The organism is Citrobacter sp. MGH105, assembly GCF_001037485.2.
GTDB classification, from domain to species: Bacteria; Pseudomonadota; Gammaproteobacteria; order Enterobacterales; family Enterobacteriaceae; genus Citrobacter; species Citrobacter portucalensis.
Genome location: NZ_CP073048.1, coordinates 4586088 through 4610579, shown reverse-complemented (window position 1 = coordinate 4610579; position 24492 = coordinate 4586088). Strand labels below are relative to the sequence as shown.

The following is a 24492-nucleotide window of genomic DNA, read 5'->3' as shown; positions in this document are numbered from 1 at the left end:
AACGGGGCGCATTAAACCGTATTCACGTCTGTCAGTCAATCAAATTTCTGGAAACATTGTTCAACCGCTTAATATTGCGGCAATCTGCATGGTTATGCCTGAAGTTTGCACAAAACTATCCGGCAGAGGCGACGAAAACAGATAATGCTCGCTTAGGTCAGCGCACCGCCCATTCGGCACTGGGCAAAGCGCAGGATATCTTCAGCCAGGCGGTGTGCCGTTTCGACATCAGCATGACTACGATTAACCAGCATGCGGCTCAGGCAGCCTTCCAGCACCAGTTCCATCTGTTTGGCGACCATTGCCGGGTCGTCAACTTCCAGCGTCGTCAGCAGCTCATGGGTGAAGTCATGTGCCGCCTTTTTTTGCTGATCGGCTAACTGATGGATCGGATGCCCGGGATCGGGGTAAAACGTACAGGCGGCGATGAACAGACAGCCGGGATAGCGATTATTGCTCACGCATTCGGACAGCGCAGTGTAGCGCGCCAGTAATTTCTGCTCAGCGCTCAGCGTGTCATCCAGCAAAAGCTGACGCCGCCAGATATCCACCCGCTGGCTGAGGTAGCGTAGCGCATCGTACAGAATGGCCTCTTTATCGGGCCAAAAGCGCTGCAGTTCATCCAGAGGATAATCGATGCGTTCGGCCACCATTTCCAGCGTGGTATTGGCTATCCCTTGCACCTCAAGTAATTTCAGGGCTTCTCCCAGGACATCTTCACGTTGCACGGTATTCTCCTCCGTATTTCCTGTTGCAAGTGTCGCTCACGGTTGGCGATCGCGCAAATGTGCGCTGAAGGTCGCGGCATCCATAAAGCCCGTAACCCGAGCTTCCGGGTGCTCTTTCCCCTCGGCATCAAAGAACAAGATAGTCGGCAAACCTAAAACCTGTAGATGTTTCAGGAGAGCGACATCCTGGGTATTGTTTGCTGTCACATCCGCCTGCAATAGCACCGTGTTGCCTAGCGCTTGCTGAACTTGCGGATTACTGAACGTGTACTTTTCAAATTCCTTACAGGCTACACACCAGTCGGCATACAGATCCAGCATGACTGGCCTGCCTTTAGCTTGCGCCAGTGCTTGATTTAACGCATCTACCGATGCCACCGGTGTGAAGTTAAGATGTGCCTGGGTTTGAGCATGTGGCGCGCCGAACGCCCAGTCTTGCAATGGACGTACACTGACAAGCGCTGCGGCTAACAGGACAATCTGCACGATGCGCATCCAGGCGTGCTTTGCCTGCAGGCTGGTGATGAACGCCCAGCCAAAGAACGCGACGCCTAGCAGTGACCATAAGCGAACGCCCCACTCGTCGCCAACGATACGTTCGAGTAAGAAGACGGGAAGCGCCAGAATGACAAAGCCAAAAGCGGTTTTGACATGTTCCATCCATGGGCCACTTTTAGGCAGCAGGCGGTTGCCAAATACGGTAATCAGCATCAGGGGTAATCCCATCCCCAACGCATACAGATACAGTGTGCCGCCTCCCAGCCACATGTTCCCGCTCTGAGCGATATACAGCAAAATCGCGCTTAGCGGGGCCGTTGTGCAAGGAGAACAGATGAGGCCAGCAATCGCCCCCATCGCAAAGACGCTGCCGGGAGATCCGCCTTGCTGGCGGTTACTCATTAGCGTGAGACGCGTTTGCAGTGATGAAGGCAATTGCAGCGTGAACAAGCCAAACATCGACAGAGCCAGCAGCGTAAAGATGACGGCAAGGCCAATCAGGACGTAGGGATGCTGAAGCGCAGCCTGAAACTGCAAACCGGCGGCTGCAACAACCAAACCCAGCGCGGTATAGGTGAGCGCCATACCTTGAACGTAGATAAACGTCAGCAGCAGTGCCCGTCCGGTTGATAAGCGTTGCTTGCCACCCAGTACGATACCGGAAATCAACGGATACATCGGCAATACGCAAGGCGTAAACGCGATACCAATTCCGATCAGCAATGCCCACAGCGCAGAGAAGGGGAGTTGGGCCGTGGGCTGCGGTTTTTCTTGCGGATCTGCAGTGGCTGGGGCTGGTGCAGGGGCCGCCGCGGAACCAGAAGACACTTCACTTAATGGCACCGTTTTTGTTTCTGGTGGATAGCAAAATCCAGCGTCGGCGCAGCCCTGATATGTGACCGTTAATGTTGCGCCAGACTTAGCCTGATTGACCGTGATCGGGACAGTCAGCTGTTTACGGTAAATCTCACTTTTGCCGTAAAATTCATCTTCATGCCAGACGCCTGGCGGCAGTTTTACCTCAGCAATATCGGCCTGAGATGGCGTAATGCTTATCTGTTTGCGATACAGATAGTAGCCATCTTTAACCTGCCATGTGAGGTTCAGATCGTGTTGGTTTTGCTGAAAATCAAAAACAAACGCCCGATCGGCAGGAACAAACTGCGAGCGGCCAGGCGCGTCAAATAATCCGGCAAAGGTAGATGTGCTGCACAGCAGCAGGATCAGCGTAAGGATGCGTTGAGCCATGAGCGGTAATCAAAGTCTCCGTGAGTGACGGGTAAAACCAGAAGTTCAGGTGTTTGATATGGATGATGTGACTTCAGGCAATCGAGAAGGGCTTGCTGGTGTGTGACGGTGGTTTTTAAAATCATCTGGACTTCATATTCCTGTTCCAGTTTGCCTTCCCAATAGTAGAGGGAGGTCGCACCGGGTAGCAGGGTCACGCAAGCAGCCAGCTTTTCCGCCAGCACTTTGGCGGCGAGATCCTGGGCGGTTGCTTCATCCGGGGCGGTACAGAGCACCACAACGGTATCGGGGATGGAAATATCCTGACTCTTTACATCAAGCATAAACACCTCGAAAGAACAGAGTAACCAGCAAAAGAATGGTCACTATACAACGGACGAGGGAAGGATGTTAGTTAAAGCGGGGTGGGGAGGAGGAACTGCAGGGCGCCCAGGCACCCTGCAGGAAAAACTTACAGCATGAAGCTGCCCAGCAAGAAGCCGAAGCAGACAGCCAGAACCACACCCAGAGTACCCGGGATGAAGAACGGATGGTTAAAGACGAATTTACCAATGCGAGTTGTACCGGTGTCATCCATCTGAACTGCCGCAACCAGAGTTGGGTAGGTTGGCAGAATGAACAGGCCAGAAACCGCGGCGAAAGACGCAACAGCAGTCAGTGGGGAAACGTTCAGAGCCAGAGCCATCGGCATCAGTGCTTTAGCGGTTGCAGCCTGAGAGTACAGCAGTGCAGAAGCAAAGAAGAAGATGACAGCCAGCAGCCACGGATGACCCTGAATTACGCTACCTGCAGTATCTTTGATCCAGTCAATGTTGTGAGATACGAAGGTATCACCCAGCCATGCAACACCCAGGATACAAATACAGGCGCTCATACCGGCTTTGAAAGTGCTGGAGTTCAGGATGGAGTCAGTTTCAACGCGGCAGATGATCGTGGTCAGCGTCGCGATGCTCAGCATGATGATCAAGATTGCGTTGGTGGTGTTCATCAGCGGTTTAGCGACCAGACCGAGGCTTGGGCTGTTGACGATCGCATATACGACGACACAAACCACGCCCAGCAGGAACAACCAAACAGAAGTTTTTGCGCCCGCTTTGATTTCAACTTGTCTTTCACCACGCAGTTCAACCAGGCCTTCTTCCAGACGCTTACGATAAATCGGATCGTCAGACAGTTTGGAGTTGAACAGCGCAGTTACCAGGAAGGACATGACCAGAACAGCCAGCAGGGTGGACGGAATGACCACGGACAGCAGGTGAATGTAGCTGATGCCATGACCTTCCATTACGGAAGACATGTAAACCACGGCTGCGGAGATTGGAGAAGCCGTAATCGCAATCTGTGCAGAAACCACTGCAGTAGAGAGCGGACGGCAAGGTTTGATCCCTTGTTCCTTCGCAACTTCGGCGATAACTGGCAGCGTTGCCAGAGAGATGTTGCCGGTACCTGCGAAGATAGTCAGGAAATAGGTCACGATAGGTGCAAGGATCGTGATGTATTTCGGGTTTTTACGCAGCAGTTTTTCAGTTTGATGAACCAGATAGTCCAGACCACCTGCAATCTGCATAGCTGAAATGGCAGCGATAACCGCCATGATGATGGAAATAACATCGAACGGGATATTACCGGGTTTTACGCCGATAGCGGCGAGAACCAGAACACCCAGCCCACCTGCAAATCCAATACCGATACCCCCAAGTCTGGCACCTAAAAAGATTGCCAGCAAAACGATGATAAGTTCTAAAACTATCATATTAGCCTTCCTTGTTGTTTAACAAGTTGATATTAAATTGTTGTTTTTAAGTAACTTCGAGTAAGAAAAAAGGCACGTCATCATGACGTGCCTTCTCCGGTACTACCCTACACGATTACTGTTCGCTTTCATCAGTATAACGTTTTGCTTTATAAGCAGGGTGCATCAGGTTCTGTGCAGAGAAGATATCGTCCAGTTCAGACTCGGTCAACAGACCGCGCTCCAGGACAACTTCACGTACGCTCTTACCGGTTTCGGCACAAATTTTACCGACGATGTCGCCGTTGTGGTGACCAATGAACGGGTTGAGGTAAGTAACGATGCCGATGGAGTTGAATACAAACGCTTCACAGACTTCTTTGTTAGCAGTGATACCACTAACGCATTTTTCCAGCAGGTTGTAGCAAGCATTGCTCAGAATGTGAATGGATTCAAACATTGCCTGACCAATGACCGGCTCCATTACGTTCAGCTGCAGCTGACCAGCTTCAGATGCCATGGTTACAGTGATGTCGTTACCGATGACTTTGAAGCACACCTGGTTTACGACTTCCGGAACAACCGGGTTCACTTTAGCTGGCATGATAGAAGAACCAGCTTGCAATTCCGGCAGGTTGATCTCGTTCAGACCCGCACGCGGACCAGAGGAGAGCAAACGCAGGTCGTTACAGATTTTGGACATCTTCACAGCCAGACGTTTCAGTGCGCCGTGCACCATAACGTATGCGCCACAGTCAGAAGTTGCTTCAATCAGATCTTCTGCCGGAACACAGGCGAAGCCGGTGACTTCAGCCAGTTTCTGTACTGCCAGCGGAGAGTACTCTTTCGGTGTGTTCAGACCAGTACCGATTGCTGTCGCGCCGAGGTTAACTTCCAGCAGCAGCTCAGCGGTACGGCTAATGTTTTTCACTTCTTCTTTCAACAGTACGCTAAAAGCATGGAATTCCTGACCGAGGGTCATCGGTACAGCATCCTGCAGCTGGGTACGACCCATTTTCAGGATGTCCTGGAATTCAACAGCTTTTTTCTCGAAGCCTTCGCGCAGCTGGTTCAGTGCATCAATCAGTTTGATGATGGATGCGTATACAGCGATACGGAAGCCAGTTGGGTATGCGTCGTTGGTAGACTGACATTTGTTAACGTGGTCGTTCGGGTTCAGGTACTGATATTCACCTTTCTGGTGACCCATCAGTTCCAGACCGATATTGGCCAGAACTTCGTTGGTGTTCATGTTGACGGAGGTACCCGCACCACCCTGGTAAACGTCTACCGGGAACTGATCCATGCATTTTCCGTTATTCAGGACTTCATCACACGCCGCGATGATGGCATTTGCCACACTCTTAGGAATGGTTTGCAGCTCTTTGTTGGCCATAGCCGCTGCCTTTTTAACCATTACCATACCGCGAACAAATTCAGGAATATCGCTGATTTTGTTGTTGCTAATGTAGAAGTTTTCAATCGCTCTCAGAGTGTGGACACCGTAGTAGGCGTCCGCTGGAACTTCCCTGGTACCCAACAAGTCTTCTTCGATACGAATGTTGTTTAACATGTGAACCTTCTTTTTCAAGCTGCCAATGATTTGACTAAACACACAGGATATATGTGATTTCGATTGTTTCTCGACCGACGATTATCCCCTGCATCGGTCTGATACCCGAGATCATATGCTGGTTCAGGATTTCTACCGTAATCTGGATCACTTAAAGCGTGGAATTTACCCCTTATTTATTATTCTGTGAAATGGATCACCCCTTTGTGATTAACCCCAAATATTAGTGTACAAGCCACTTGAAATTTTGCTAACCACCACAATATCAAATCGATGCGATTAACATAATTTTTCGAACAGAAGTTGAACAAAACGGCTGTTATTAACAGGAGATCCCTTTGCGCTGGATACCATTACTTGCCATTTTTCTCTATGTTTACATAGAGATATCTATTTTTATTCAGGTTGCCCATGTGATGGGCGTCCTGATGACGCTGATTTTGGTTATTTTTACATCGGTTATCGGTATGTCTCTGGTTCGTAATCAGGGATTTAAGAACTTTTTACTGATGCAACAGAAAATGGCGGCAGGTGAAAGTCCGGCTGCAGAAATGATCAAAAGCGTATCGCTGATTATTGCCGGTCTGCTGTTGGTGCTGCCCGGGTTTTTCACCGATTTCCTCGGTCTTCTTCTTTTATTACCCCCGGTGCAAAAACATCTGACGATGAAACTGCTGCCACATTTGCGTTTTTCGCGTATGCCTGGCGGTGGTTTTAGCGCCGGAACGGGTGGCGGTGAGACTTTTGATGGTGAATTTCAGCGCAAGGATGACAAGCGCGACAGCATCGAACATAAAGACGATCGTCGGGATTAAGCATCAGTATGTAGGCCGGATAAGCATTAGCGTCATCCGGCAAAAGTGTTTATAGGCCGGATGATGGCGTCAACGTTGCCTTATCCGGCCTGCGGGGTAAAAACAGCCACAGTCCTGCCAGCATAATCAACGCGTACAGACTCTTCCAGCCGACCATCGCCAGTAGCAGTAGGCACAGCAGACCGCCAATGACCGCCAGTACGCGATAATGCCCTTTCAGTAATCGACAACCTGCCAGCATGCACAGCAGATAAATCATAATAAAGATGCCGTTGGCGTAGACGATTAACGCATCGAGATTGATTTGCAGCATATAGATGCACAGAGTACTGATTACGCAACAGCCCAATACGGCGTTTAGCGCATTGCGCGGAAGGTGTCGGGGGGACAGACGAGCCAGATAACTCTCCGGCTTATACTGCGCTTGCGACCAGACCAGCCGGGCGAAGCTTTGTATATAAATGTTGAGGCTGGCAAAACAGGCCAGATAACCAATGATGCAGGCGACCCACAGAGCTTGTACGCCAAACAGTTGCACGACGATCTCTGGCAGCGACGCTGCGGCCGCCATTTGCTCGCCGTAGGCACCAAAATGGAGAACGACAACGGTGCATGCCCAATAAACAGACCCTGCCAGCAGCAGGCCGATCATCAGTGCGCGTGGGAAGTCTCGCTCCGGATTTTTGAATTCAGACGCCAGGTGAGCAAACGCTTCAAGGCCGACAAAGCACCAGAACATGACCGACAACGCGGCGAACAGGCCGGGAAGCTCAATATCGGTAATCGCAGGGAAGGGGATTTCGCCAGGTGTCAGATCGCCTGCCCACCAGATAGCAACAATCAGGGCAACAATCAGTCCTGCAATGACCGTTTGTAGATTCGCGCTGGAGCTTGCGCCGCGGGAGCCGATGTACCAAACCAATGCCAGCGTACCGAGCTCAGCCAGCAAAAGCTGCTCGTCATGCCAGCCAAACATCGCCTGACCGAATCCGGCGGCGATATGCAATGCCGCAGGCAAACCGACAGGAATGACCGACAAAAATAGCCATCCGGTGACGCGCTCCAGGCGTGAACCAAAGGCCATGCCGACAAAATGCGCCACACCGCCTGCGCTGGGAAAATGACGACCCAGTACGGCGAAGACAATCGCCACAGGAAAGACCAAAACAATCAGCACCGGCCATGCCCACAGGCTGTTGTTGCCCGCAACCAGTGCGGCCAGCGCGGGGACGGCAAAAACGCCTGTACCTAACAATGATGTCGACAACAGGCCAACGCCCTGAGCCAGTCCCAGCTCTTGTTTCAGTCCGCTCATAAATTGTTATCCGGTTATGCCCATTGATCGGGCTACAGCGCAGATTTTTGATGGTATCACAATCAGATTTGCTTATGACGACGTGACTGAAATCGTTATGAAATGTGAGGTGCGTCGGCGTTTTGACGGGATTTTCTGCTGATAAAAAATTTTTTTCGCTTGCCCCCTTGAAGGCACAAAACCCCATCCCCATCTCTCTGGTCACTAGCCGGGAAACCGTTTACGGGCCGGCGTCACCCATAACTGATAAAGACTTTCTCAAAGGAGAGCTATCAATGAGTATTCGTCCGTTACATGATCGTGTGATCGTCAAACGTAAAGAAGTTGAATCCAAATCTGCTGGCGGCATCGTACTGACCGGTTCTGCAGCAGGTAAATCAACTCGTGGCGAAATCATCGCTGTCGGTAAGGGTCGCATCCTGGACAACGGTACCGTACAGCCGCTGGACGTGAAAGTCGGCGATATCGTTATTTTCAACGATGGCTACGGAGTTAAATCTGAGAAGATCGACAATGAAGAAGTGTTGATCATGTCTGAAAGCGACATCCTGGCGATTGTTGAAGCCTAATCCGCGAACGACACTGAACATACGAATTTAAGGGAAAGAGAAAATGGCAGCTAAAGACGTAAAATTCGGTAACGACGCTCGTGTGAAAATGCTGCGCGGCGTAAACGTACTGGCAGATGCAGTGAAAGTTACCCTCGGTCCAAAAGGCCGTAACGTAGTTCTGGATAAATCTTTCGGTGCACCGACCATCACTAAAGATGGTGTTTCCGTAGCACGTGAAATCGAACTGGAAGACAAGTTCGAAAACATGGGTGCGCAGATGGTGAAAGAAGTTGCCTCTAAAGCGAACGACGCTGCAGGTGACGGTACCACCACCGCAACCGTACTGGCTCAGTCCATCATCACTGAAGGTCTGAAAGCCGTTGCTGCGGGCATGAACCCGATGGATCTGAAACGTGGTATCGACAAAGCTGTCGCTGCTGCAGTTGAAGAACTGAAAGCACTGTCCGTACCGTGCTCCGACTCTAAAGCTATTGCTCAGGTTGGTACCATCTCCGCTAACTCCGACGAAACCGTAGGTAAACTGATCGCTGAAGCGATGGACAAAGTCGGTAAAGAAGGCGTGATCACCGTTGAAGACGGTACCGGTCTGCAGGACGAACTGGACGTGGTTGAAGGTATGCAGTTCGACCGTGGCTACCTGTCTCCTTACTTCATCAACAAGCCGGAAACTGGCGCAGTAGAACTGGAAAGCCCGTTCATCCTGCTGGCTGACAAGAAAATCTCCAACATCCGCGAAATGCTGCCGGTTCTGGAAGCTGTAGCGAAAGCAGGCAAACCGCTGCTGATCATCGCTGAAGATGTTGAAGGCGAAGCGCTGGCAACTCTGGTTGTTAACACCATGCGCGGTATCGTGAAAGTCGCTGCGGTTAAAGCACCTGGCTTCGGCGATCGTCGTAAAGCAATGCTGCAGGATATCGCTACCCTGACCGGTGGTACCGTTATCTCTGAAGAGATCGGTATGGAGCTGGAAAAAGCAACTCTGGAAGATCTGGGTCAGGCGAAACGCGTTGTTATCAACAAAGATACCACCACCATCATCGATGGCGTGGGCGACGAAGCTGCAATCCAGGGTCGCGTGACTCAGATTCGTCAGCAGATCGAAGAAGCAACTTCTGACTATGACCGTGAAAAACTGCAGGAGCGCGTAGCGAAACTGGCAGGCGGCGTTGCGGTTATCAAAGTTGGTGCTGCGACTGAAGTTGAAATGAAAGAGAAGAAAGCCCGCGTTGAAGATGCCCTGCACGCTACCCGTGCTGCGGTAGAAGAAGGCGTGGTTGCTGGTGGTGGTGTTGCGCTGATTCGCGTAGCGTCTAAAATTGCCGGCCTGAAAGGTCAGAACGAAGACCAAAACGTAGGTATCAAAGTTGCGCTGCGCGCAATGGAATCCCCACTGCGTCAAATCGTACTGAACTGTGGCGAAGAGCCGTCTGTAGTGGCTAACACCGTAAAAGCGGGTGACGGTAACTACGGTTACAACGCTGCAACTGAAGAATACGGCAACATGATCGACATGGGTATCCTGGATCCAACCAAAGTAACTCGTTCTGCTCTGCAGTACGCGGCTTCTGTTGCGGGTCTGATGATCACCACCGAGTGCATGGTTACCGACCTGCCGAAAGGCGATGCGCCTGACTTAGGTGCTGCCGGTATGGGTGGCATGGGTGGAATGGGCGGCATGATGTAATTGCCTACACCCTGCATCCTTCAGGCTGCAGATGCGTTGGCTGCGTTTGCTAACCCCAGTCACTTACTTGAGTAAGCTCCAGGGGATTAACAAACTGGCCGCCTTCCTGCAACCAGAATGATTTGGGTGCTCATCTCCCAGAATTGAGAAACCCTCGGGCAGAAATGTCTGGGGGTTTTTCTTTTGGTCATCTTTTTAGTATATGATTCAGCTACGGACATAACGTCCAACTAATTGATTATGGGGAATGACATGCACGTGAAATATTTAGCAGGGATCGTTGGTGCCGCGCTACTGATGGCGGGTTGTAGCTCCAGCAACGAACTGAGTTCTGCCGGGCAAAGCGTCCGTTTTGTTGAAGACAAGCCTGGCGCAGAGTGCCAATTGATAGGCACTGCAACCGGTAAGCAAAGCAACTGGCTTTCAGGCCAGCACGGCGAAGAGGGCGGCTCAATGCGTGGCGCAGCAAACGATCTGCGTAACCAGGCTGCGGCAATGGGCGGTAACGTGATTTATGGCGTCAGCAGCCCATCGCAGGGAATGCTGTCCAGCTTTGTTCCTACCGCCAGTGAGATGATTGGACAGGTTTATAAGTGCCCTAATTGAGAACTGCTGCTGATGCCGGATGGCGACGCTAAATCGTCTTATCCGGCCTACGGTACGAATGATCGTAGGCCTGATAAGCGCAGCGCCATCAGGCATTCTGAGTCTTATGCGCAGACTGAACGCGTAAATGATGCAATGCGCGCAGGCACTGATCCTGATTGAGCTTTTGCGTCTTATCACCCGTCAACGTTCTGACAAACACCTGGCACGGTACACCGGCAAGTTTTTTCAGCCGCGGGCTGAAGTCGAGAAGGCGGCGAGTAATGGCTTCGGCTTCTTTGCTACCGGAAAGGGCGCGAGTTTTCACGACCGAACCACAGAACTGGGCTTTTCCTTTATCATCTGTATAGCGGTAAATAATCGCCAGATAATGATTAAACAGGTTATGTTTCCATTCGGGTTGTGTATAAGAGTCGTATTCCAGATTGTCGTTTTGCTGACAATCAACATCGTACAGCGGCAGGAAATCCAGCAGCGATGTTATTCGTAGCGCGAGTTCTCTCATGCCAGCATTATTTATTGCGTGAATAATTGCATGCGCCAGCACCTGAATCTGTAATTCATTAACCAGTAATTCGCATGTTTGTCCGTCATGCAACGTCAGAGAAAATGTTAAATTCTCGCCTTTGTCATCCACTAACATCAGCGAATTTATGCGACGGTTAATATCCGCATTTTTTAGTTCATCTTCCTGAATTGACGGAATATTCTCGTGCATTTTTTTGCTGGCTTTATCACATGTCTTTTCATATTGCATACGCTCGTCTGTGTTTAGCTGTGAAATGGCGTACAGCCGGCTCTCCAGCGCGATAAGCAGGTCTCTAAGTCCAAGTGGAGAGAGAAAAAAGAGAGATTCTTTGTTTCTTGGTTCTTTTATTTTTAATGCCATGGCAACAAATTCATTCTTTTGGCGAATAATGCCAGTATTAACGCCCTTAATACTTATAGCCATAAAAGGTTCTCCCTAACCATATATTTATTAATATTCTGCATTTGAAACTATTGATAAAATTTACGAATGAATAATTGAACTGCGCTAATTAAAATAGCACAGATTAAAAGCGAGGCTCCACTTGTGGGGATTTAAATAATAAGTAATCGTGGTGAGTGTCCGGAATCGGACACTCAGTAATGGCTATTGTTGACGTAACTGCAGATCCAGCGGTGTTTTACTTGGCTCTCCACCAATTTCACGCGCCAGTTTGGGGACCATATAGCCGGAAACTAGCGTCAGAAGCTCACGCATAATGCGACGCGCTTCATCGTCGCTTACCATAAAGTGTGCGGCACCCTGCACTTTATCCAGCACGTGCAGGTAATAGGGCATTACACCGGCATCAAACAGTGCGTTGCTAAGGTTAGCCAGGGTTTGTGCGTTATCGTTCACGCCACGCAGCAATACGCTCTGGTTGAGTAACGTAACGCCCGCGGCGCGCAGACTGCTCATCGCCTGGCGAAACGTCTCATCAATTTCATTGGCATGGTTAATGTGATTGACCAGCAGAATCTGCAAGGAGGAGTGCGCAAAACGCTCGACCAGTCCTTCTGTAATGCGCGCCGGGATCACTATCGGCAAACGGCTGTGAATACGCAGACGCTTAATGTGCGGGATAGCTTCCAGTTGCGTGAGCAACCAGTCCAGTTCGTGGTCCTTGGCCATTAACGGATCTCCACCAGAGAAGATGATTTCATCCAGCTCAGGGTGCGCGTTAATGTAGTCGATGGCGACCTGCCAGTTGCGCTTATTGCCCTGATTTTCGGCGTATGGGAAATGCCGGCGGAAGCAATAGCGACAATTTACCGCGCAACCGCCTTTAACCAGCAGCAGTGCCCGATTGCGATATTTATGCAGTAGACCGGGAACCACGCTGTGCTGTTCTTCCAGTGGGTCGGTTGAGTAGCCTGGCGCGGCCACAAACTCTTCCTGGGCAGTCAGTACCTGACGTAAAAGCGGATCGTCCGGGTTGCCTTTCTCCATGCGGGCAATAAACGCACGCGGCACGCGCAGGGCGAAAAGCCGTCTCGCGTCGCGTCCGGCCAACAGTTTTTCATCTGCATCTATGTTCAAAAGATGCAGAAGTTCATCGGGATCGGTCACAACATCGGCAAGTTGCGATAACCAATCTTCTCTGGATGGGGTATTTAGGGTTACAATATGCGCCATTTTGTGGCTTAGCTACCAGTTAACAATTTTCAGAGGGCCTTATGGCAACGTACTATAGCAACGATTTTCGTGCTGGTCTTAAAATCATGTTGGACGGCGAACCTTATGCGGTTGAAGCCAGCGAATTCGTTAAACCAGGTAAAGGCCAGGCGTTTGCGCGCGTTAAGCTGCGTCGCCTGCTGACCGGTACTCGCGTAGAGAAAACCTTCAAGTCTACTGACTCCGCTGAAGGCGCAGACGTAGCCGACATGAACCTGACCTTCCTGTATAGCGACGGTGAGTTCTGGCACTTTATGAATAACACCACTTTCGAACAGCTGGCTGCAGACGAGAAAGCGGTAGGCGATAACGCTAAATGGCTGCTGGACCAGGCTGAATGCATCGTGACCCTGTGGAACGGTCAGCCGATCTCCGTAACTCCGCCGAACTTCGTTGAGCTGGAAGTTGTTGAAACCGACCCAGGTCTGAAAGGCGATACCGCTGGTACTGGCGGCAAACCGGCTACCCTGTCTACCGGCGCAGTCGTTAAAGTTCCGCTGTTCGTACAGATCGGCGAAGTGATCAAAGTGGATACCCGCTCCGGCGAATACGTTTCTCGCGTAAAATAAGTCTTCCATTTGATCTTATGGCGCAGGTTGCTGCGCCATACTTTTTCCAGGGCAGGAATGATGAAACGTCTTCTCGGTCTTGTAATGCTACTCCTTTTCACCAGCACCCTTCTGACAGGATGCAACACCGCGCGCGGCTTCGGTGAAGACATCAAACATCTTGGCAACTCAATTTCACACGCCGCCAGCTAATCCTTTCATATAGTCTTAAAAACGGTTGTTTATCCATCACACTCCCGGATCTTGTCTATTATTAAGTAGCTATACACAAACAATATTGGCTAGAAAAGGAAGACGTTATGGTTAAGAAAACAATTGCTGCGATCTTTTCTGTGTTGGTACTTTCTTCCGTTTTAACCGCGTGTAATACCACACGAGGCGTAGGACAGGATATCTCTGAAGGCGGTAGCGCAATCTCTGGTGCAGCGACAAAAGCTCAGCAATAGCAATAATGAAGAACGGTACGACGTCGTGTCGTACCGTTAATCACCCTTCTTTGGGAGTGACAGGAACGGCGAGAAGCGGTTCCCCAGGTGCAGTTTCATACGGATATTCCGCTTATAGGTGTAGACCGTTTTGCCATGAATGCTGAGCGCGGCGGCAATGGCATTGTTACTCACACCATCCATCCACATTGATAATACTTTCTCCTCTTGCGGCGTAAGCAAAGGCGTGGCGTTTTTGGCTATTTCTAATGCGGGGCGAACCTGAAGCGCTTCCTGAATTGTGTGGGAGAGTGTGTTCAGCGTGGTGTGCTTGGTCAAGACCGAATGGGCTACGGATTGAGAGGGCACGATGGGGGCATGCTGTCTGTCTGCTGATTGCAGTAAAATCAGTGGGATGACGCCACAACTCATAAAAAAAGGTTTAATTGGCGGACTGGAGTGCGTCTCGCTAATAAAACTGTATAAATCCGCGATCACCAGATGCGGTTTCCATTGCAAAATATGCTCTTTTGCTAACAGGAGATTATTGATTCCTGATACCAGAAATGAGGAGCTGAACCTGCCAGAATGATTAAGCAAGGCCTCTATCCCTGTGCGGGTAAAGTGGCACCGGTCAATCACTAAAATTTTAAGCATAAACGTTTCGCATTCAGAAGAGGGGCAATCGACTTTCTGGTTTCAGAAAGCCCTTCATCATAGAGAACTCCGATGAGTGCCAAATGCGGGAACTACGCCGCTAATTATGCTTAATTCTTGCTTTTAGCAGGCAGTGAATAAAAAGGTTGAAATTCATTTTCTTCCGGGCAAAAATGCCATTTCACACATCAGCTTTGCAGGACGACCTGCAAACGCTTCATTCACCGGGGACGGCCCCATAGTTCTGGAGCCTGATATGTCCTGGATCGTTTTATTAATTGCAGGTTTGCTCGAAGTCGTATGGGCGATTGGCCTGAAATACACCCACGGTTTTACGCGTCTTACGCCAAGCATTATCACTATTGCGGCGATGATCGTCAGCATCGCCATGCTCTCCTGGGCAATGCGCACGTTGCCTGTTGGAACAGCTTATGCGGTCTGGACCGGTATTGGCGCTGTTGGGGCGGCCATTACAGGGATTTTGCTGCTGGGTGAGTCTGCCAGCCCGGCACGTTTGCTGAGCCTTGGGCTGATCGTAGCTGGTATTATTGGTCTGAAGCTGAGCACTCACTAAGCGCCAGGCTGTTTCACCCAAATCAGTTTATTCACTTCAAACCCTTCCCGGGTCGCGATGGCTAACATTTGCTGTTTCATTTCATCTGAAATAGTAGGGGTCCGTGAAAGGATCCACAGGTAGTCGCGATCCGGACCACAAACCAGCGCGTGACGATATTCCCGGTCGAGTGCAATTACGTTATACCCGCCATAGAAGGGGCCGAAAAAAGAAACTTTAAGCGCGGCTCTGCTTGGGTCGCCGGTGAAATAGGCTTTCCCTTCCGTTTTCTGCCACATCTCCCTGTCAGGGTTATAGCCCTTGTTAATAACGTTGATGCCGCCGTCGTCGCGCAAGCTGTATGTTGCGGTCACTTTATCCAACCCGCGCTCGAAACGATGGTCGAAGCGTGCAATTTCATACCAGGTTCCCAGATAGCGTTTGGCATCAAAGTTATTTACCACGGTAACGCCTTTCGGCGGTGTCGGGGAGCTACACGCGACAACCAGGAATGCAGCCGTAACTGCAGCAACGACGGGCAAAATGCGCATGGGATTTTCCTTGCTGTATTTTTGTTAAGTGTAGATGACAACAGGAAAAAAAGAGAAAGAAAGGAGGCCCAATATCCTGGGCCTCATCGTTAGTTATTGCAGCTTTTCAAGAATGCGCCAGGCCGCCTCGACACGGACAGGGTTAGGATAGCTTTTGTTTGCCAGCATCACGATGCCAAGGTTTTTTTCTGGAACGAAGGCTACGTAGCTGCCAAATCCTCCAGTGGATCCCGTTTTATGCACCCATGAGGCTTTCACAGCGGGGGCAGGCGGGTTTACCTCAACGGCGGGAAGCGCTGCCAATGCCACTTTGCTGTCGCTACCGTTGATGATTGAATCAGCTTTCAGCGGCCAGTTCAGCATCTCCCAGCCTAATCCCTGGTACATATCGCCAATACGCCAGTAGCGAGACTGCGCAAGCGCAATGCCCTGCTGGAGCGTTTTCTCCTGAACGCGGCTGGCGTCCATGTTGACCTGAACCCAGCGGGCCATATCAATAACGCTGGATTTCACGCCATAGGCTTCGGCGTCAAGTTGTCCCGGAGAAACGTGTACAGCCTTCCCTTCGCGATAGCCCCAGGCATAATCTTTTTGTTCGTTCTGCGGAACTGTAATCCAGGTATGCGCCAGTTTTAATGGTTGCAGGACGCGTCTGGTCATTGCCTCTTCGTAACTCATTCCTGAGGGTTTCACCGCCAGCGCGCCAAACAGACCAATGCTGGAGTTAGCGTAAAGACGCTTAGCGCCCGGGGCCCATTGCGGCTGCCAGTTTTGATAAAAACGCAGTAATGCGGCTTTATCCGTAACGTCATCGGGGATCTGCAGCGGCAGGCCGCCTGCCGTGTAGGTGGCTAAGTGCAGCAGGCTGATACCCTGCCACTGTTTGCCTGTCAGTTCTGGCCAGTATTTCGTGACCGGATCGCTGAGCTTAATTTCGCCACGGGCGATAGCATCGCCGCCCAACACGCCGTTAAACGTCTTACTGACCGACCCTAGCTCAAACAGAGTTTGCTGCGTGACTGGGTGGTTATTGGTGATATCGGCTTTACCCCAGGTGAAATAATAGGGTTTTCCCTGGTAGATAACGGCAACGGCCATACCCGGAATAGCCTGCTCCTGCATCAACGGGGTGATGGTGCGATTAACGATATCGGCAATCTGTTGTTCTGTTTTGGCGGCGGCAAACGTGGAGAAAGGGGCTGTCAGCAGCAGAGCGCAGCATAACGATTTTTTCATCATGAAATCAGTTCCGTAATTAAAAGCAAAAGGGTGTCCGGGCCCGTCAGACGCAATCAGTGTGTTTGATTTGCACCGTGTTGACAAACGGTTAAATTTAGCAGCAGATATAAGTTTTTCTAACAGGCCGGATGATGACGCGTAGCTATATCCCTCTTAACTCGCTGCGGGCTTTTGAAGCCGCGGCCAGACATCTCAGTTTTACCCGCGCCGCGATTGAGCTCAACGTGACGCATTCTGCCATCAGTCAGCATGTAAAAGCGCTGGAGCAGCAGCTAAATTGTCAGCTTTTTGTGCGCGGTTCTCGTGGATTAATGTTGACGACTGAAGGGGAAAGTCTGTTACCTGTACTTAATGACTCTTTCGATCGTATGGCGGGGATGCTGGATCGTTTTGCCACCAAACAGACCCAGGAAAAACTTAAAATTGGCGTGGTGGGGACCTTTGCGGTTGGGTGTCTGTTTCCTCTACTGGGCGATTTTAAGCGCAGTTACCCGCATATTGATTTGCATATTTCTACCCATAATAACCGCGTGGATCCCGCTGCCGAAGGGCTGGATTATACCATTCGCTACGGAGGGGGAGCCTGGCACGATACCGACGCGCAATATTTATGTAGCGCGTTGATGTCTCCACTGTGTTCGCCAACATTGGCTTCGCAGATTCAAACGCCTGCGGACATCCTGAAATTTCCGTTATTACGTTCGTATCGGCGGGATGAATGGACGCTTTGGATGCAGGCCGCCGGAGAGGCGCCCCCGTCACCGACGCACAACGTGGTGGTGTTTGATTCGTCCGTCACCATGCTGGAAGCCGCGCAGGCGGGGATCGGTGTGGCAATTGCACCAGTCAGAATGTTCACGCATTTACTCAGTAGGGAACGAATCGTTCAACCGTTTTTAACGCAGATTGATTTGGGAAGTTACTGGATAACGCGTTTGCAATCGCGTCCGGAGACACCCGCGATGCGTGAATTTTCCCGTTGGTTGACAGGAATGCTGCACAAATAAAAAGGCCCGCCAATGGCGGGCCTGATAATTAACGCATGTACTTAGATTGTCAGAATACCAATAGCCGTTACGACGGTCAGGATTGCTGCCAGTCCGTAGAATACCCATTTGCCAGCAGGCACGTGGATTTTCAGGTCATGCATCGCGTGGTGCATACGGTGTAAACCACACCACAGCGGCAGAACGATCATCAGGAACAGAAACGCACGTCCGATGAAGCTCTGAGCGAATGCCAGTACGCGTTCATAGCTGAAAGCATCAGGAACAAAGCCCAGCGGCAGCATAATGCCTACCAGCAGGATCATTACTGGCGCAATGATTGCGCTCCACATACCGCCTGCACCAAACAGGCCCCAGAATACGGGTTCGTCAGAGCGTTTTGGATTTGGATTAATCATTCCGGACTCCTTACCAGAACAGGGCAACAAACAGTATGACTACTGTCGCAACCACAGTAACTGCCCAGAGACCTTTGATGATCGGCTCTGGCCCCATTTTTTCGTCTTTTACGATGATGTTGGCTGCTTTTGGCGCCAGCTCAAACCAGGTTTTGGTATGCAGCAGTGCTGCTGCCAGGGCGATAATGTTAAGGATTACCACCACCGGGTTTTGCAAAAAGGCGACAAAGCCCATCCAGGACTCTGCACCATGCTTGAGTGCAAACAGGCCGATAATCAGTTCAATGCTGAACCAGACTGCCGGAACTGCCGTGCCTTCACGCAGCATGTAAAAACGATAAAATGGCAGCTTTTTCCACCAGGTGGACGTCATTGGCCGCACATAGGCTTTACGTTTAGTCGTCATCGTGCACTCCTTAGCGTGGTTTCAGGGTAGCGATAAGAAAGTCTTTTGAACTTTCAACTTTACCCTGCTGAATGGCCGCAGCCGGATCGACGTGTTTCGGGCAGACTTCGGAGCAGTAGCCCACGAAAGTACAGGTCCAGACGCCGTTCGGGCTGTTCAACTGAGCCATACGCTCCTTCTTACCGTGGTCGCGGCTATCTTCGTTGTAACGATGCGCCAGCGTAATCGCAGCCGGTCCAATGAACTCAGGGTTCAGGCCGAACTGCGGACACGCGGCATAGCACAGACCACAGTTGATGCAACCGGAGAACTGATGATACTTCGCCATCTGCGCCGGAGTCTGGGTGTTTGGACCCTGATCCGGTGTACGCGGGTTACCGATAATGTACGGTTTGATCGCTTCCAGGCTTTCGATAAAGTGCGTCATGTCGACGACCAGATCGCGCTCAATCGGGAAGTTGCCCAGCGCTTCAACCTTCATGCCGTTGGTGTAATCACGCAGGAAGGTTTTGCATGCCAGTTTCGGTACATTGTTGACCATCATGCCGCAGGAGCCGCAGATCGCCATACGGCAGGACCAGCGGTAGCTCAGGTCCGGTGCCAGGTTATCCTTGATGTAGCCCAGCGCATCCAGCAGTGACGTGGTTTCATCATAAGGAACTTCGTAGAAAGCACTGTGCGGCGCGGTATCGGTTTCCGGGTTATAGCGCACCACCTCAACTTTCAGGTTTTTCATCTCAGCCATTCGCCTTCTCCTTCTTATCGGCTGCTTCCGCTTCGCCACCGTAAACACGTTTAGCCGGTGGCAGAGTGGTGATTTTCACGTCGCTGTATTCCAGGCGAGTCGTGCCGTCAGCATCGCGGAAGGCGAGGGTGTGTTTGAGGAAGTTCACATCGTCACGCTCGGTGCAGCCTTCATCCAGACGCTGGTGCGCGCCGCGGGATTCTTTACGCGCCAGAGCAGAGTGCGCCATACATTCAGCAACGTTCAGACCGTGACCCAGTTCGATGGTATACAGCAGGTCGGTGTTGAAGACGCTGGAGGTATCAGTGATACGTACGCGCTTGAAGCGTTCCTGCAGTTCCGCCAGCTTATCAACGGTTTTCTGCATGAGTTCCGGCGTACGGTAGATACCGCAACCTTCTTCCATGGACAGGCCCATTTCGTCACGGATCTTAGACCAGTTTTCGTTACCTTCCTGGTTAACCAGATCTTTCAGACGTTTTTCAACGCCAGCAACCTGTGCATCAAGAGCAGCACTGTTTGCAGCGCCAGCCGTTGCAGCGCGTTCTGCTGCCTGCTCACCGGCCATACGACCGAAGACCACCAGTTCTGCCAGGGAGTTAGAGCCCAGACGGTTAGCGCCATGCAGACCAACAGAGGAACATTCGCCGACAGCGAACAGACCTTTAATGCGGGTTTCACAGTGCTGATCGGTTTCGATACCGCCCATGGTGTAGTGCGCGGTCGGACGTACCGGGATCGGTTCTTTAACCGGATCGACACCCACGTAAGCTTTCGCCAGTTCGCAGATGAACGGTAAACGTTCGAGCAGTTTTTTCTCGCCGAGGTGACGCAGGTCGAGGTGAACCACATCGCCACGCGGAGTGGAAATGGTGTTGCCTTTGCGCCATTCGTGCCAGAACGCCTGAGAAACTTTGTCGCGCGGACCGAGTTCCATGTATTTGTTTTTTGGCTCGCCCAGCGGGGTTTCCGGACCCATGCCGTAGTCTTGCAGATAACGGTAGCCGTTTTTGTTGACCAGAATACCGCCTTCACCACGGCAGCCTTCAGTCATCAGGATACCGGAGCCTGGCAGACCTGTTGGGTGATATTGAACGAATTCCATATCACGCAGCGGAACGCCGTGGCTCAGCGCCATGCCCATACCGTCGCCGGTTACGATGCCGCCGTTGGTGTTGTAACGGTAAACACGACCTGCGCCGCCCGTTGCCATAACAACAGCGTTAGCACGGATTTGCACCAGCGTGCCTTCCATCATGTTCATGGCAACCAGGCCGCGAGCATGACCGTCGTCAACCAGGATATCCAGAACGAAGTGTTCGTCAAAGCGCTGAATCTGCGGGAACTGCAAAGATGTTTGGAACAGCGTATGCAGCATGTGGAAGCCGGTCTTATCCGCGGCAAACCAGGTACGCTCGATTTTCATGCCGCCGAAGCGACGTACGTTGACGCTACCGTCTTCACGACGGCTCCATGGGCAGCCCCATTGTTCCAGTTGCGTCATTTCAGTTGGGCAGTGGTGGACAAAGTAATCCACGACATCCTGCTCACACAGCCAGTCTCCGCCTGCTACCGTATCGTGAAAATGGTAGTCAAAGCTGTCATGATCCTGCGCGACAGCAGCAGAGCCGCCTTCGGCAGCAACGGTATGGCTGCGCATTGGGTACACTTTTGAGATCAGTGCGATTTTAGCGTTGGGATTTGCTTGTGCGGCAGCAATTGCAGCACGTAATCCCGCGCCACCGGCGCCTATAATGGCAAGATCGGCTTGAAAGGTTTGCACGACATTCCTCCAGATTGTTGTTATTTCATCCCTGCCTGAAATCAGATGCTTCATCGGCTTCAAACAGGTTATGAACGCGTTTCCACTGCTCCTTTATAGGTACAATAGTATAGTCTTAGGGATGTGCGGGAAATTTGACGTGTTCGATTTTTTTAGCGTGTCATAGGGGGGAATTATCATTGAATTTGATTAATTTAATTACTAAACCACCCTAAGTCGCTTTTTTTATCCAATTGCCAGTGATGATTAGTGCTGCCTGAAATTTGTCTCGTTAGCGCGATACGAGTAGACTTCGTGCCCTTGTCATAAATCGGAGAAACAACCATGAGCGAAACGGCAACCTGGCAGCCGAGCGCGTCCATCCCCAATCTGTTAAAACGTGCAGCAATTATAGCGGAGATTCGCCGCTTTTTTGCCGATCGTGGCGTGCTTGAGGTTGAGACCCCTTGTATGAGTCAGGCAACGGTAACGGACATCCACCTGTTCCCGTTCGAAACGCGTTTCGTTGGCCCTGGACACTCCCAGGGAATGAATCTCTATTTAATGACCAGCCCTGAATACCATATGAAGCGCCTGCTGGTGGCAGGATGCGGCCCGGTGTATCAACTGTGCCGCAGCTTCCGTAATGAAGAGATGGGGCGCCATCATAACCCTGAATTCACCATGCTTGAGTGGTATCGTCCGCACTACGATATGTATCGCCTGATGAATGAAGTGGATGATTTGCTCCAGCAGGTGCTGGACTGCTCACCTGCGGAAAGCCTTTCTTACCAGCAGGCCTTCCAGCGCCATCTGGAGATTGACCCGCTGTCTGCGGATAAAACCCAACTGCGGGAAGTGGCGGCGAAATTGGATCTCAGCAATATCGCTGATACCGAAGAAGACCGGGATACCTTACTGCAACTGCTGTTTACGATGGGTGTTGAACCGCATATTGGTAAAGACAAGCCGACGTTTGTGTATCATTTCCCGGCCAGCCAGGCATCACTGGCGCAAATCAGTACCGAAGATCACCGCGTGGCTGAACGTTTCGAGGTTTATTTCAAAGGTATTGAGCTGGCGAATGGTTTCCATGAATTAACCGACGCGCGCGAACAGCAGCAGCGGTTTGAGCAGGATAACCGCAAACGTGCCGCACGAGGCTTACCACAGCAACCTATCGATACCAACCTGCTGGAAGCGCTGAAAGTCGGCATGCCGGATTGCTCAGGCGTTGCGCTGGGCGTTGACCGTCTGGTGATGCTGGCGCTGGGCGCAGAGAGCCTGGCCGAGGTAATCGCATTTACCGTCGATCGCGCATAACTTACTCTTCTGCAATACAAAGTGGTGGCTTAATCGCCACTTTGTAGCATATTTTTTCATTTCCCCTCTAATAGCCACAATTTACACCTGGATATTTGATATCGTTTAGGTATCAATTCTGTGTTGATTTTTTTATCGCTGAACTCTGCAAAGAGAGCAGTGCCAACCGGTGAGCGGCGTTTGTTAAACGCTTGCCAGAGTAAGGGATGGTTTAATGACCCAAACAATAAAAAAGATGAGCCTGATAGGTCTCATTCTCATGATATTTACGTCAGTTTTCGGTTTTGCTAATAGCCCCTCCGCGTTCTATTTAATGGGGTATAGTGCAATACCGTGGTATATATTTTCTGCATTATTATTCTTTATTCCATTTGCTTTAATGATGGCGGAAATGGGTTCTGCCTATCGGAAAGAAGAGGGGGGAATCTATTCGTGGATGAATAATAGCGTTGGACCACGCTATGCGTTTATCGGCACGTTTATGTGGTTTTCTTCTTATGTGATATGGATGGTTAGTACTGCGGCGAAAGTCTGGGTACCTTTTTCAACCTTCTTGTTTGGCGCAGACATGACGCAGCACTGGCGTATTGCAGGGCTTGAGCCTACGCAGGTTGTCGGACTGCTCGCAGTCGGTTGGATGATCCTAGTGACCTGCGTGGCATCCCGGGGTATTAATAAGATTGCGCGTATTACGGCTGTAGGTGGAATTGCCGTAATGTGTCTTAATTTAGTTCTGTTGTTAGTGAGTGTCGCTATTTTGTTATTAACTGGTGGCCACTTTGCACAGGATATTAATTTCATCTCTTCGCCTAATCCAGGATATCAGTCTGGACTGGCAATGTTGTCATTTGTTGTGTTTGCCATTTTTGCTTACGGCGGAATTGAAGCTGTGGGGGGACTGGTTGATAAAACAGAAAAACCAGAAAAGAACTTTGCAAAAGGCATTGTCTTTGCCGCTATTGTCATTTCTGTTGGTTATTCACTGGCCATCTTTTTATGGGGCGTTAGCACCAACTGGCAGCAGGTATTAAGTAATAGCTCAGTTAACCTCGGGAATATTACCTATATCCTGATGAAAAGCCTCGGAATGACGTTGGGTAACGCGCTACATCTTTCCCCTGATGCCGCAATGGTGATGGGCGTATGGTTTGCACGTATTACCGGGCTTTCCATGTTCCTTGCCTACACCGGCGCTTTTTTCACCCTCAGCTACTCACCGCTGAAAGCGATTATTCAGGGTACGCCGAAGGCGTTGTGGCCCGCGCCGATGACCAAACTGAATGCCGTAGGGATGCCGACGACGGCAATGTGGTTACAGTGTCTGCTGGTGAGCCTGTTTATCCTGTTGGTTTCATTTGGTGGCGATACGGCTTCAGCGTTCTATAACAAACTGACGCTGATGGCGAACGTCTCGATGACGCTGCCGTATCTGTTCCTGGCGCTGGCGTTTCCGTTCTTTAAATCCCGTCCGGGTCTGGAAAGGCCGTTTGTTGTCTTTAAAACCCGAGCGGCGACGCTGCTGGCAACGGGAGTGGTCGTGCTGGTGGTGACGTTTGCTAACGTGTTCACCATCATCCAGCCGGTAATTGAAGCCGGAGACTGGAACAGCGCACTGTGGATGACCGGCGGTCCGATCTTCTTCTCACTGCTGGCGATGGCGATTTATCAGAACTACAGCCGTCGCACGACCAACGAGCCTGAGTGGGCGGTGGAATAAAGGCCATCTGGCGTTTATTGCCTGTTGCCGATCCGGACGCATATTAAGCCCGAAAATGTCTGTGGTCGGCGATGAAATGCCCGATGGTGCAAGCTTATCGGGCCTACAGGTTAATTGCAGACCCGTAGGCCGGATTAGACCCAACGGGTCGCCATCCGGCATTTCT

At 51.0% G+C, this 24492-nt stretch carries 26 protein-coding genes; 11 read left to right on the top strand and 15 right to left on the bottom strand.

The window, feature by feature from the left end:
• Positions 1–152: 152 nt before the first annotated feature.
• The 5 genes from SK35_RS22110 to aspA all read right to left on the bottom strand — a co-directional run bounded on the left by SK35_RS22110 (position 153) and on the right by aspA (position 5779).
• Complete coding sequence (locus tag SK35_RS22110) at positions 153–728, bottom strand: transcriptional regulator (RefSeq protein WP_008785982.1); 576 nt, start codon at positions 726–728, stop codon at positions 153–155.
• Between the two features lie 36 nt (positions 729–764).
• Positions 765–2474 carry a protein-disulfide reductase DsbD gene (locus SK35_RS22105; protein ID WP_048215097.1) on the bottom strand — a complete coding sequence of 570 codons (1710 nt, stop codon included), beginning with the start codon at positions 2472–2474 and terminating at the stop codon, positions 765–767.
• Positions 2450–2797: a divalent cation tolerance protein CutA gene (gene cutA / locus SK35_RS22100; protein WP_003025447.1), complete on the bottom strand. Its 348-nt coding sequence runs from the start codon at positions 2795–2797 to the stop codon at positions 2450–2452. The genes SK35_RS22105 and cutA overlap by 25 nt, the downstream gene beginning before the upstream one ends.
• Before the next feature lie 128 nt (positions 2798–2925).
• Complete coding sequence (gene dcuA / locus SK35_RS22095) at positions 2926–4227, bottom strand: anaerobic C4-dicarboxylate transporter DcuA (protein ID WP_003830670.1); 1302 nt, start codon at positions 4225–4227, stop codon at positions 2926–2928.
• Positions 4228–4342: 115 nt separating this feature from the next.
• Entirely contained in the window at positions 4343–5779 is a 1437-nt protein-coding gene (aspA, locus tag SK35_RS22090; RefSeq protein ID WP_048215096.1) for an aspartate ammonia-lyase, read from the bottom strand.
• A gap of 338 nt (positions 5780–6117) precedes the next feature.
• Between aspA and SK35_RS22085 the strand changes: the two genes are divergently transcribed.
• The gene (locus tag SK35_RS22085) at positions 6118–6594 is read left to right on the top strand and encodes an FxsA family protein (RefSeq protein ID WP_003025457.1); all 477 of its coding nucleotides are present in this window, start codon (positions 6118–6120) and stop codon (positions 6592–6594) included.
• Between the two features lie 49 nt (positions 6595–6643).
• Here SK35_RS22085 and yjeH read toward each other — a convergent pair whose 3' ends face one another.
• Entirely contained in the window at positions 6644–7909 is a 1266-nt protein-coding gene (yjeH, locus tag SK35_RS22080) for an L-methionine/branched-chain amino acid transporter (protein ID WP_008785985.1), read from the bottom strand.
• A gap of 275 nt (positions 7910–8184) precedes the next feature.
• On the opposite strand from yjeH, the gene SK35_RS22075 reads away from it, so the two are divergent.
• The 3 genes from SK35_RS22075 to SK35_RS22065 all read left to right on the top strand — a co-directional run bounded on the left by SK35_RS22075 (position 8185) and on the right by SK35_RS22065 (position 10771).
• On the top strand, positions 8185–8478 hold the full coding sequence (locus tag SK35_RS22075; protein ID WP_000027827.1) for a co-chaperone GroES: 294 nt from the start codon (positions 8185–8187) through the stop codon (positions 8476–8478).
• 43 nt (positions 8479–8521) lie between these two features.
• Complete coding sequence (gene groL / locus SK35_RS22070; RefSeq protein ID WP_003830576.1) at positions 8522–10165, top strand: chaperonin GroEL; 1644 nt, start codon at positions 8522–8524, stop codon at positions 10163–10165.
• Between the two features lie 252 nt (positions 10166–10417).
• The gene (locus SK35_RS22065; RefSeq protein ID WP_003025468.1) at positions 10418–10771 is read left to right on the top strand and encodes a DUF4156 domain-containing protein; all 354 of its coding nucleotides are present in this window, start codon (positions 10418–10420) and stop codon (positions 10769–10771) included.
• A gap of 88 nt (positions 10772–10859) precedes the next feature.
• Here SK35_RS22065 and yjeJ read toward each other — a convergent pair whose 3' ends face one another.
• Entirely contained in the window at positions 10860–11723 is an 864-nt protein-coding gene (gene yjeJ / locus SK35_RS22060) for a YjeJ family protein (RefSeq protein WP_032942156.1), read from the bottom strand.
• A gap of 183 nt (positions 11724–11906) precedes the next feature.
• Positions 11907–12935 carry an EF-P beta-lysylation protein EpmB gene (gene epmB, locus SK35_RS22055; RefSeq protein ID WP_008785989.1) on the bottom strand — a complete coding sequence of 343 codons (1029 nt, stop codon included), beginning with the start codon at positions 12933–12935 and terminating at the stop codon, positions 11907–11909.
• A 41-nt stretch (positions 12936–12976) separates the two neighbouring features.
• Between epmB and efp the strand changes: the two genes are divergently transcribed.
• The 3 genes from efp (at position 12977) to ecnB (ending at position 13989) form a co-directional block, all read left to right on the top strand.
• The gene (gene efp / locus SK35_RS22050; RefSeq protein ID WP_003025478.1) at positions 12977–13543 is read left to right on the top strand and encodes an elongation factor P; all 567 of its coding nucleotides are present in this window, start codon (positions 12977–12979) and stop codon (positions 13541–13543) included.
• A gap of 57 nt (positions 13544–13600) precedes the next feature.
• Complete coding sequence (ecnA, locus tag SK35_RS22045; RefSeq protein ID WP_003830568.1) at positions 13601–13735, top strand: lipoprotein antitoxin entericidin A; 135 nt, start codon at positions 13601–13603, stop codon at positions 13733–13735.
• Between the two features lie 107 nt (positions 13736–13842).
• Positions 13843–13989 carry a lipoprotein toxin entericidin B gene (gene ecnB / locus SK35_RS22040; protein WP_003025482.1) on the top strand — a complete coding sequence of 49 codons (147 nt, stop codon included), beginning with the start codon at positions 13843–13845 and terminating at the stop codon, positions 13987–13989.
• A 36-nt stretch (positions 13990–14025) separates the two neighbouring features.
• Here ecnB and SK35_RS22035 read toward each other — a convergent pair whose 3' ends face one another.
• Positions 14026–14625 (bottom strand): LuxR C-terminal-related transcriptional regulator, encoded by a 600-nt coding sequence (locus SK35_RS22035; protein ID WP_048215095.1) that lies wholly within the window; start codon positions 14623–14625, stop codon positions 14026–14028.
• A gap of 256 nt (positions 14626–14881) precedes the next feature.
• On the opposite strand from SK35_RS22035, the gene sugE reads away from it, so the two are divergent.
• Positions 14882–15199: a quaternary ammonium compound efflux SMR transporter SugE gene (gene sugE / locus SK35_RS22030; RefSeq protein ID WP_000118520.1), complete on the top strand. Its 318-nt coding sequence runs from the start codon at positions 14882–14884 to the stop codon at positions 15197–15199.
• On the opposite strand, the gene SK35_RS22025 is transcribed toward sugE, so the two are convergent.
• On the bottom strand, positions 15196–15729 hold the full coding sequence (locus tag SK35_RS22025; protein ID WP_001221666.1) for a lipocalin family protein: 534 nt from the start codon (positions 15727–15729) through the stop codon (positions 15196–15198). The genes sugE and SK35_RS22025 overlap by 4 nt on opposite strands.
• A 93-nt stretch (positions 15730–15822) precedes the next feature.
• Positions 15823–16968, bottom strand: coding sequence for a class C beta-lactamase CMY-183 (locus tag SK35_RS22020; protein ID WP_048215094.1), 1146 nt, complete (start codon positions 16966–16968; stop codon positions 15823–15825).
• Positions 16969–17099: 131 nt separating this feature from the next.
• On the opposite strand from SK35_RS22020, the gene ampR reads away from it, so the two are divergent.
• On the top strand, positions 17100–17975 hold the full coding sequence (gene ampR, locus SK35_RS22015; protein WP_020996269.1) for a LysR family transcriptional regulator AmpR: 876 nt from the start codon (positions 17100–17102) through the stop codon (positions 17973–17975).
• A 41-nt stretch (positions 17976–18016) separates the two neighbouring features.
• Here the strand turns inward: ampR and frdD are convergent, their stop codons facing one another.
• From frdD to frdA, 4 genes are read right to left on the bottom strand one after another with little or no spacing between them, the layout of a single operon-like run.
• The gene (frdD, locus tag SK35_RS22010) at positions 18017–18373 is read right to left on the bottom strand and encodes a fumarate reductase subunit FrdD (protein WP_003025535.1); all 357 of its coding nucleotides are present in this window, start codon (positions 18371–18373) and stop codon (positions 18017–18019) included.
• Between the two features lie 10 nt (positions 18374–18383).
• Positions 18384–18779 (bottom strand): fumarate reductase subunit FrdC, encoded by a 396-nt coding sequence (gene frdC / locus SK35_RS22005; protein ID WP_003025537.1) that lies wholly within the window; start codon positions 18777–18779, stop codon positions 18384–18386.
• Positions 18780–18789: 10 nt separating this feature from the next.
• On the bottom strand, positions 18790–19524 hold the full coding sequence (gene frdB / locus SK35_RS22000) for a fumarate reductase iron-sulfur protein (protein ID WP_003025540.1): 735 nt from the start codon (positions 19522–19524) through the stop codon (positions 18790–18792).
• Positions 19517–21307, bottom strand: a complete 1791-nt coding sequence (gene frdA, locus SK35_RS21995; protein WP_003830519.1) for a fumarate reductase (quinol) flavoprotein subunit — start codon at positions 21305–21307, stop codon at positions 19517–19519. Before frdA ends, frdB begins: the two co-directional genes overlap by 8 nt.
• 324 nt (positions 21308–21631) lie before the next feature.
• Here frdA and epmA point away from each other — a divergent pair, with 324 nt between their 5' ends.
• Positions 21632–22609: an elongation factor P--(R)-beta-lysine ligase gene (epmA, locus tag SK35_RS21990; protein WP_048215093.1), complete on the top strand. Its 978-nt coding sequence runs from the start codon at positions 21632–21634 to the stop codon at positions 22607–22609.
• 214 nt (positions 22610–22823) lie between these two features.
• A complete protein-coding gene (gene yjeM / locus SK35_RS21985) occupies positions 22824–24326 on the top strand; it encodes a glutamate/gamma-aminobutyrate family transporter YjeM (RefSeq protein WP_008785995.1) in 1503 nt (500 codons plus the stop codon).
• The last annotated feature ends 166 nt before the right edge of the window (positions 24327–24492 follow it).

Excerpts from the sequence above, each read along its gene's own strand:
- SK35_RS22105 (WP_048215097.1), bottom strand. The coding sequence starts at position 2,474 with ATGGCTCAACGCATCCTTACGCTGATCCTGCTGCTGTGCAGCACATCT.
- SK35_RS22025 (WP_001221666.1), bottom strand. The coding sequence starts at position 15,729 with ATGCGCATTTTGCCCGTCGTTGCTGCAGTTACGGCTGCATTCCTGGTT.
- SK35_RS22075 (WP_000027827.1), top strand. The coding sequence starts at position 8,185 with ATGAGTATTCGTCCGTTACATGATCGTGTGATCGTCAAACGTAAAGAA.
- frdC (WP_003025537.1), bottom strand. The coding sequence starts at position 18,779 with ATGACGACTAAACGTAAAGCCTATGTGCGGCCAATGACGTCCACCTGG.
- SK35_RS22065 (WP_003025468.1), top strand. The coding sequence starts at position 10,418 with ATGCACGTGAAATATTTAGCAGGGATCGTTGGTGCCGCGCTACTGATG.
- ecnA (WP_003830568.1), top strand. The coding sequence starts at position 13,601 with ATGATGAAACGTCTTCTCGGTCTTGTAATGCTACTCCTTTTCACCAGC.
- epmB (WP_008785989.1), bottom strand. The coding sequence starts at position 12,935 with ATGGCGCATATTGTAACCCTAAATACCCCATCCAGAGAAGATTGGTTA.
- groL (WP_003830576.1), top strand. The coding sequence starts at position 8,522 with ATGGCAGCTAAAGACGTAAAATTCGGTAACGACGCTCGTGTGAAAATG.
- yjeM (WP_008785995.1), top strand. The coding sequence starts at position 22,824 with ATGACCCAAACAATAAAAAAGATGAGCCTGATAGGTCTCATTCTCATG.
- efp (WP_003025478.1), top strand. The coding sequence starts at position 12,977 with ATGGCAACGTACTATAGCAACGATTTTCGTGCTGGTCTTAAAATCATG.
- epmA (WP_048215093.1), top strand. The coding sequence starts at position 21,632 with ATGAGCGAAACGGCAACCTGGCAGCCGAGCGCGTCCATCCCCAATCTG.
- ampR (WP_020996269.1), top strand. The coding sequence starts at position 17,100 with ATGACGCGTAGCTATATCCCTCTTAACTCGCTGCGGGCTTTTGAAGCC.
- frdD (WP_003025535.1), bottom strand. The coding sequence starts at position 18,373 with ATGATTAATCCAAATCCAAAACGCTCTGACGAACCCGTATTCTGGGGC.
- SK35_RS22035 (WP_048215095.1), bottom strand. The coding sequence starts at position 14,625 with ATGCTTAAAATTTTAGTGATTGACCGGTGCCACTTTACCCGCACAGGG.
- yjeH (WP_008785985.1), bottom strand. The coding sequence starts at position 7,909 with ATGAGCGGACTGAAACAAGAGCTGGGACTGGCTCAGGGCGTTGGCCTG.
- SK35_RS22020 (WP_048215094.1), bottom strand. The coding sequence starts at position 16,968 with ATGATGAAAAAATCGTTATGCTGCGCTCTGCTGCTGACAGCCCCTTTC.
- dcuA (WP_003830670.1), bottom strand. The coding sequence starts at position 4,227 with ATGATAGTTTTAGAACTTATCATCGTTTTGCTGGCAATCTTTTTAGGT.
- ecnB (WP_003025482.1), top strand. The coding sequence starts at position 13,843 with ATGGTTAAGAAAACAATTGCTGCGATCTTTTCTGTGTTGGTACTTTCT.
- aspA (WP_048215096.1), bottom strand. The coding sequence starts at position 5,779 with ATGTTAAACAACATTCGTATCGAAGAAGACTTGTTGGGTACCAGGGAA.
- yjeJ (WP_032942156.1), bottom strand. The coding sequence starts at position 11,723 with ATGGCTATAAGTATTAAGGGCGTTAATACTGGCATTATTCGCCAAAAG.
- cutA (WP_003025447.1), bottom strand. The coding sequence starts at position 2,797 with ATGCTTGATGTAAAGAGTCAGGATATTTCCATCCCCGATACCGTTGTG.
- frdB (WP_003025540.1), bottom strand. The coding sequence starts at position 19,524 with ATGGCTGAGATGAAAAACCTGAAAGTTGAGGTGGTGCGCTATAACCCG.
- sugE (WP_000118520.1), top strand. The coding sequence starts at position 14,882 with ATGTCCTGGATCGTTTTATTAATTGCAGGTTTGCTCGAAGTCGTATGG.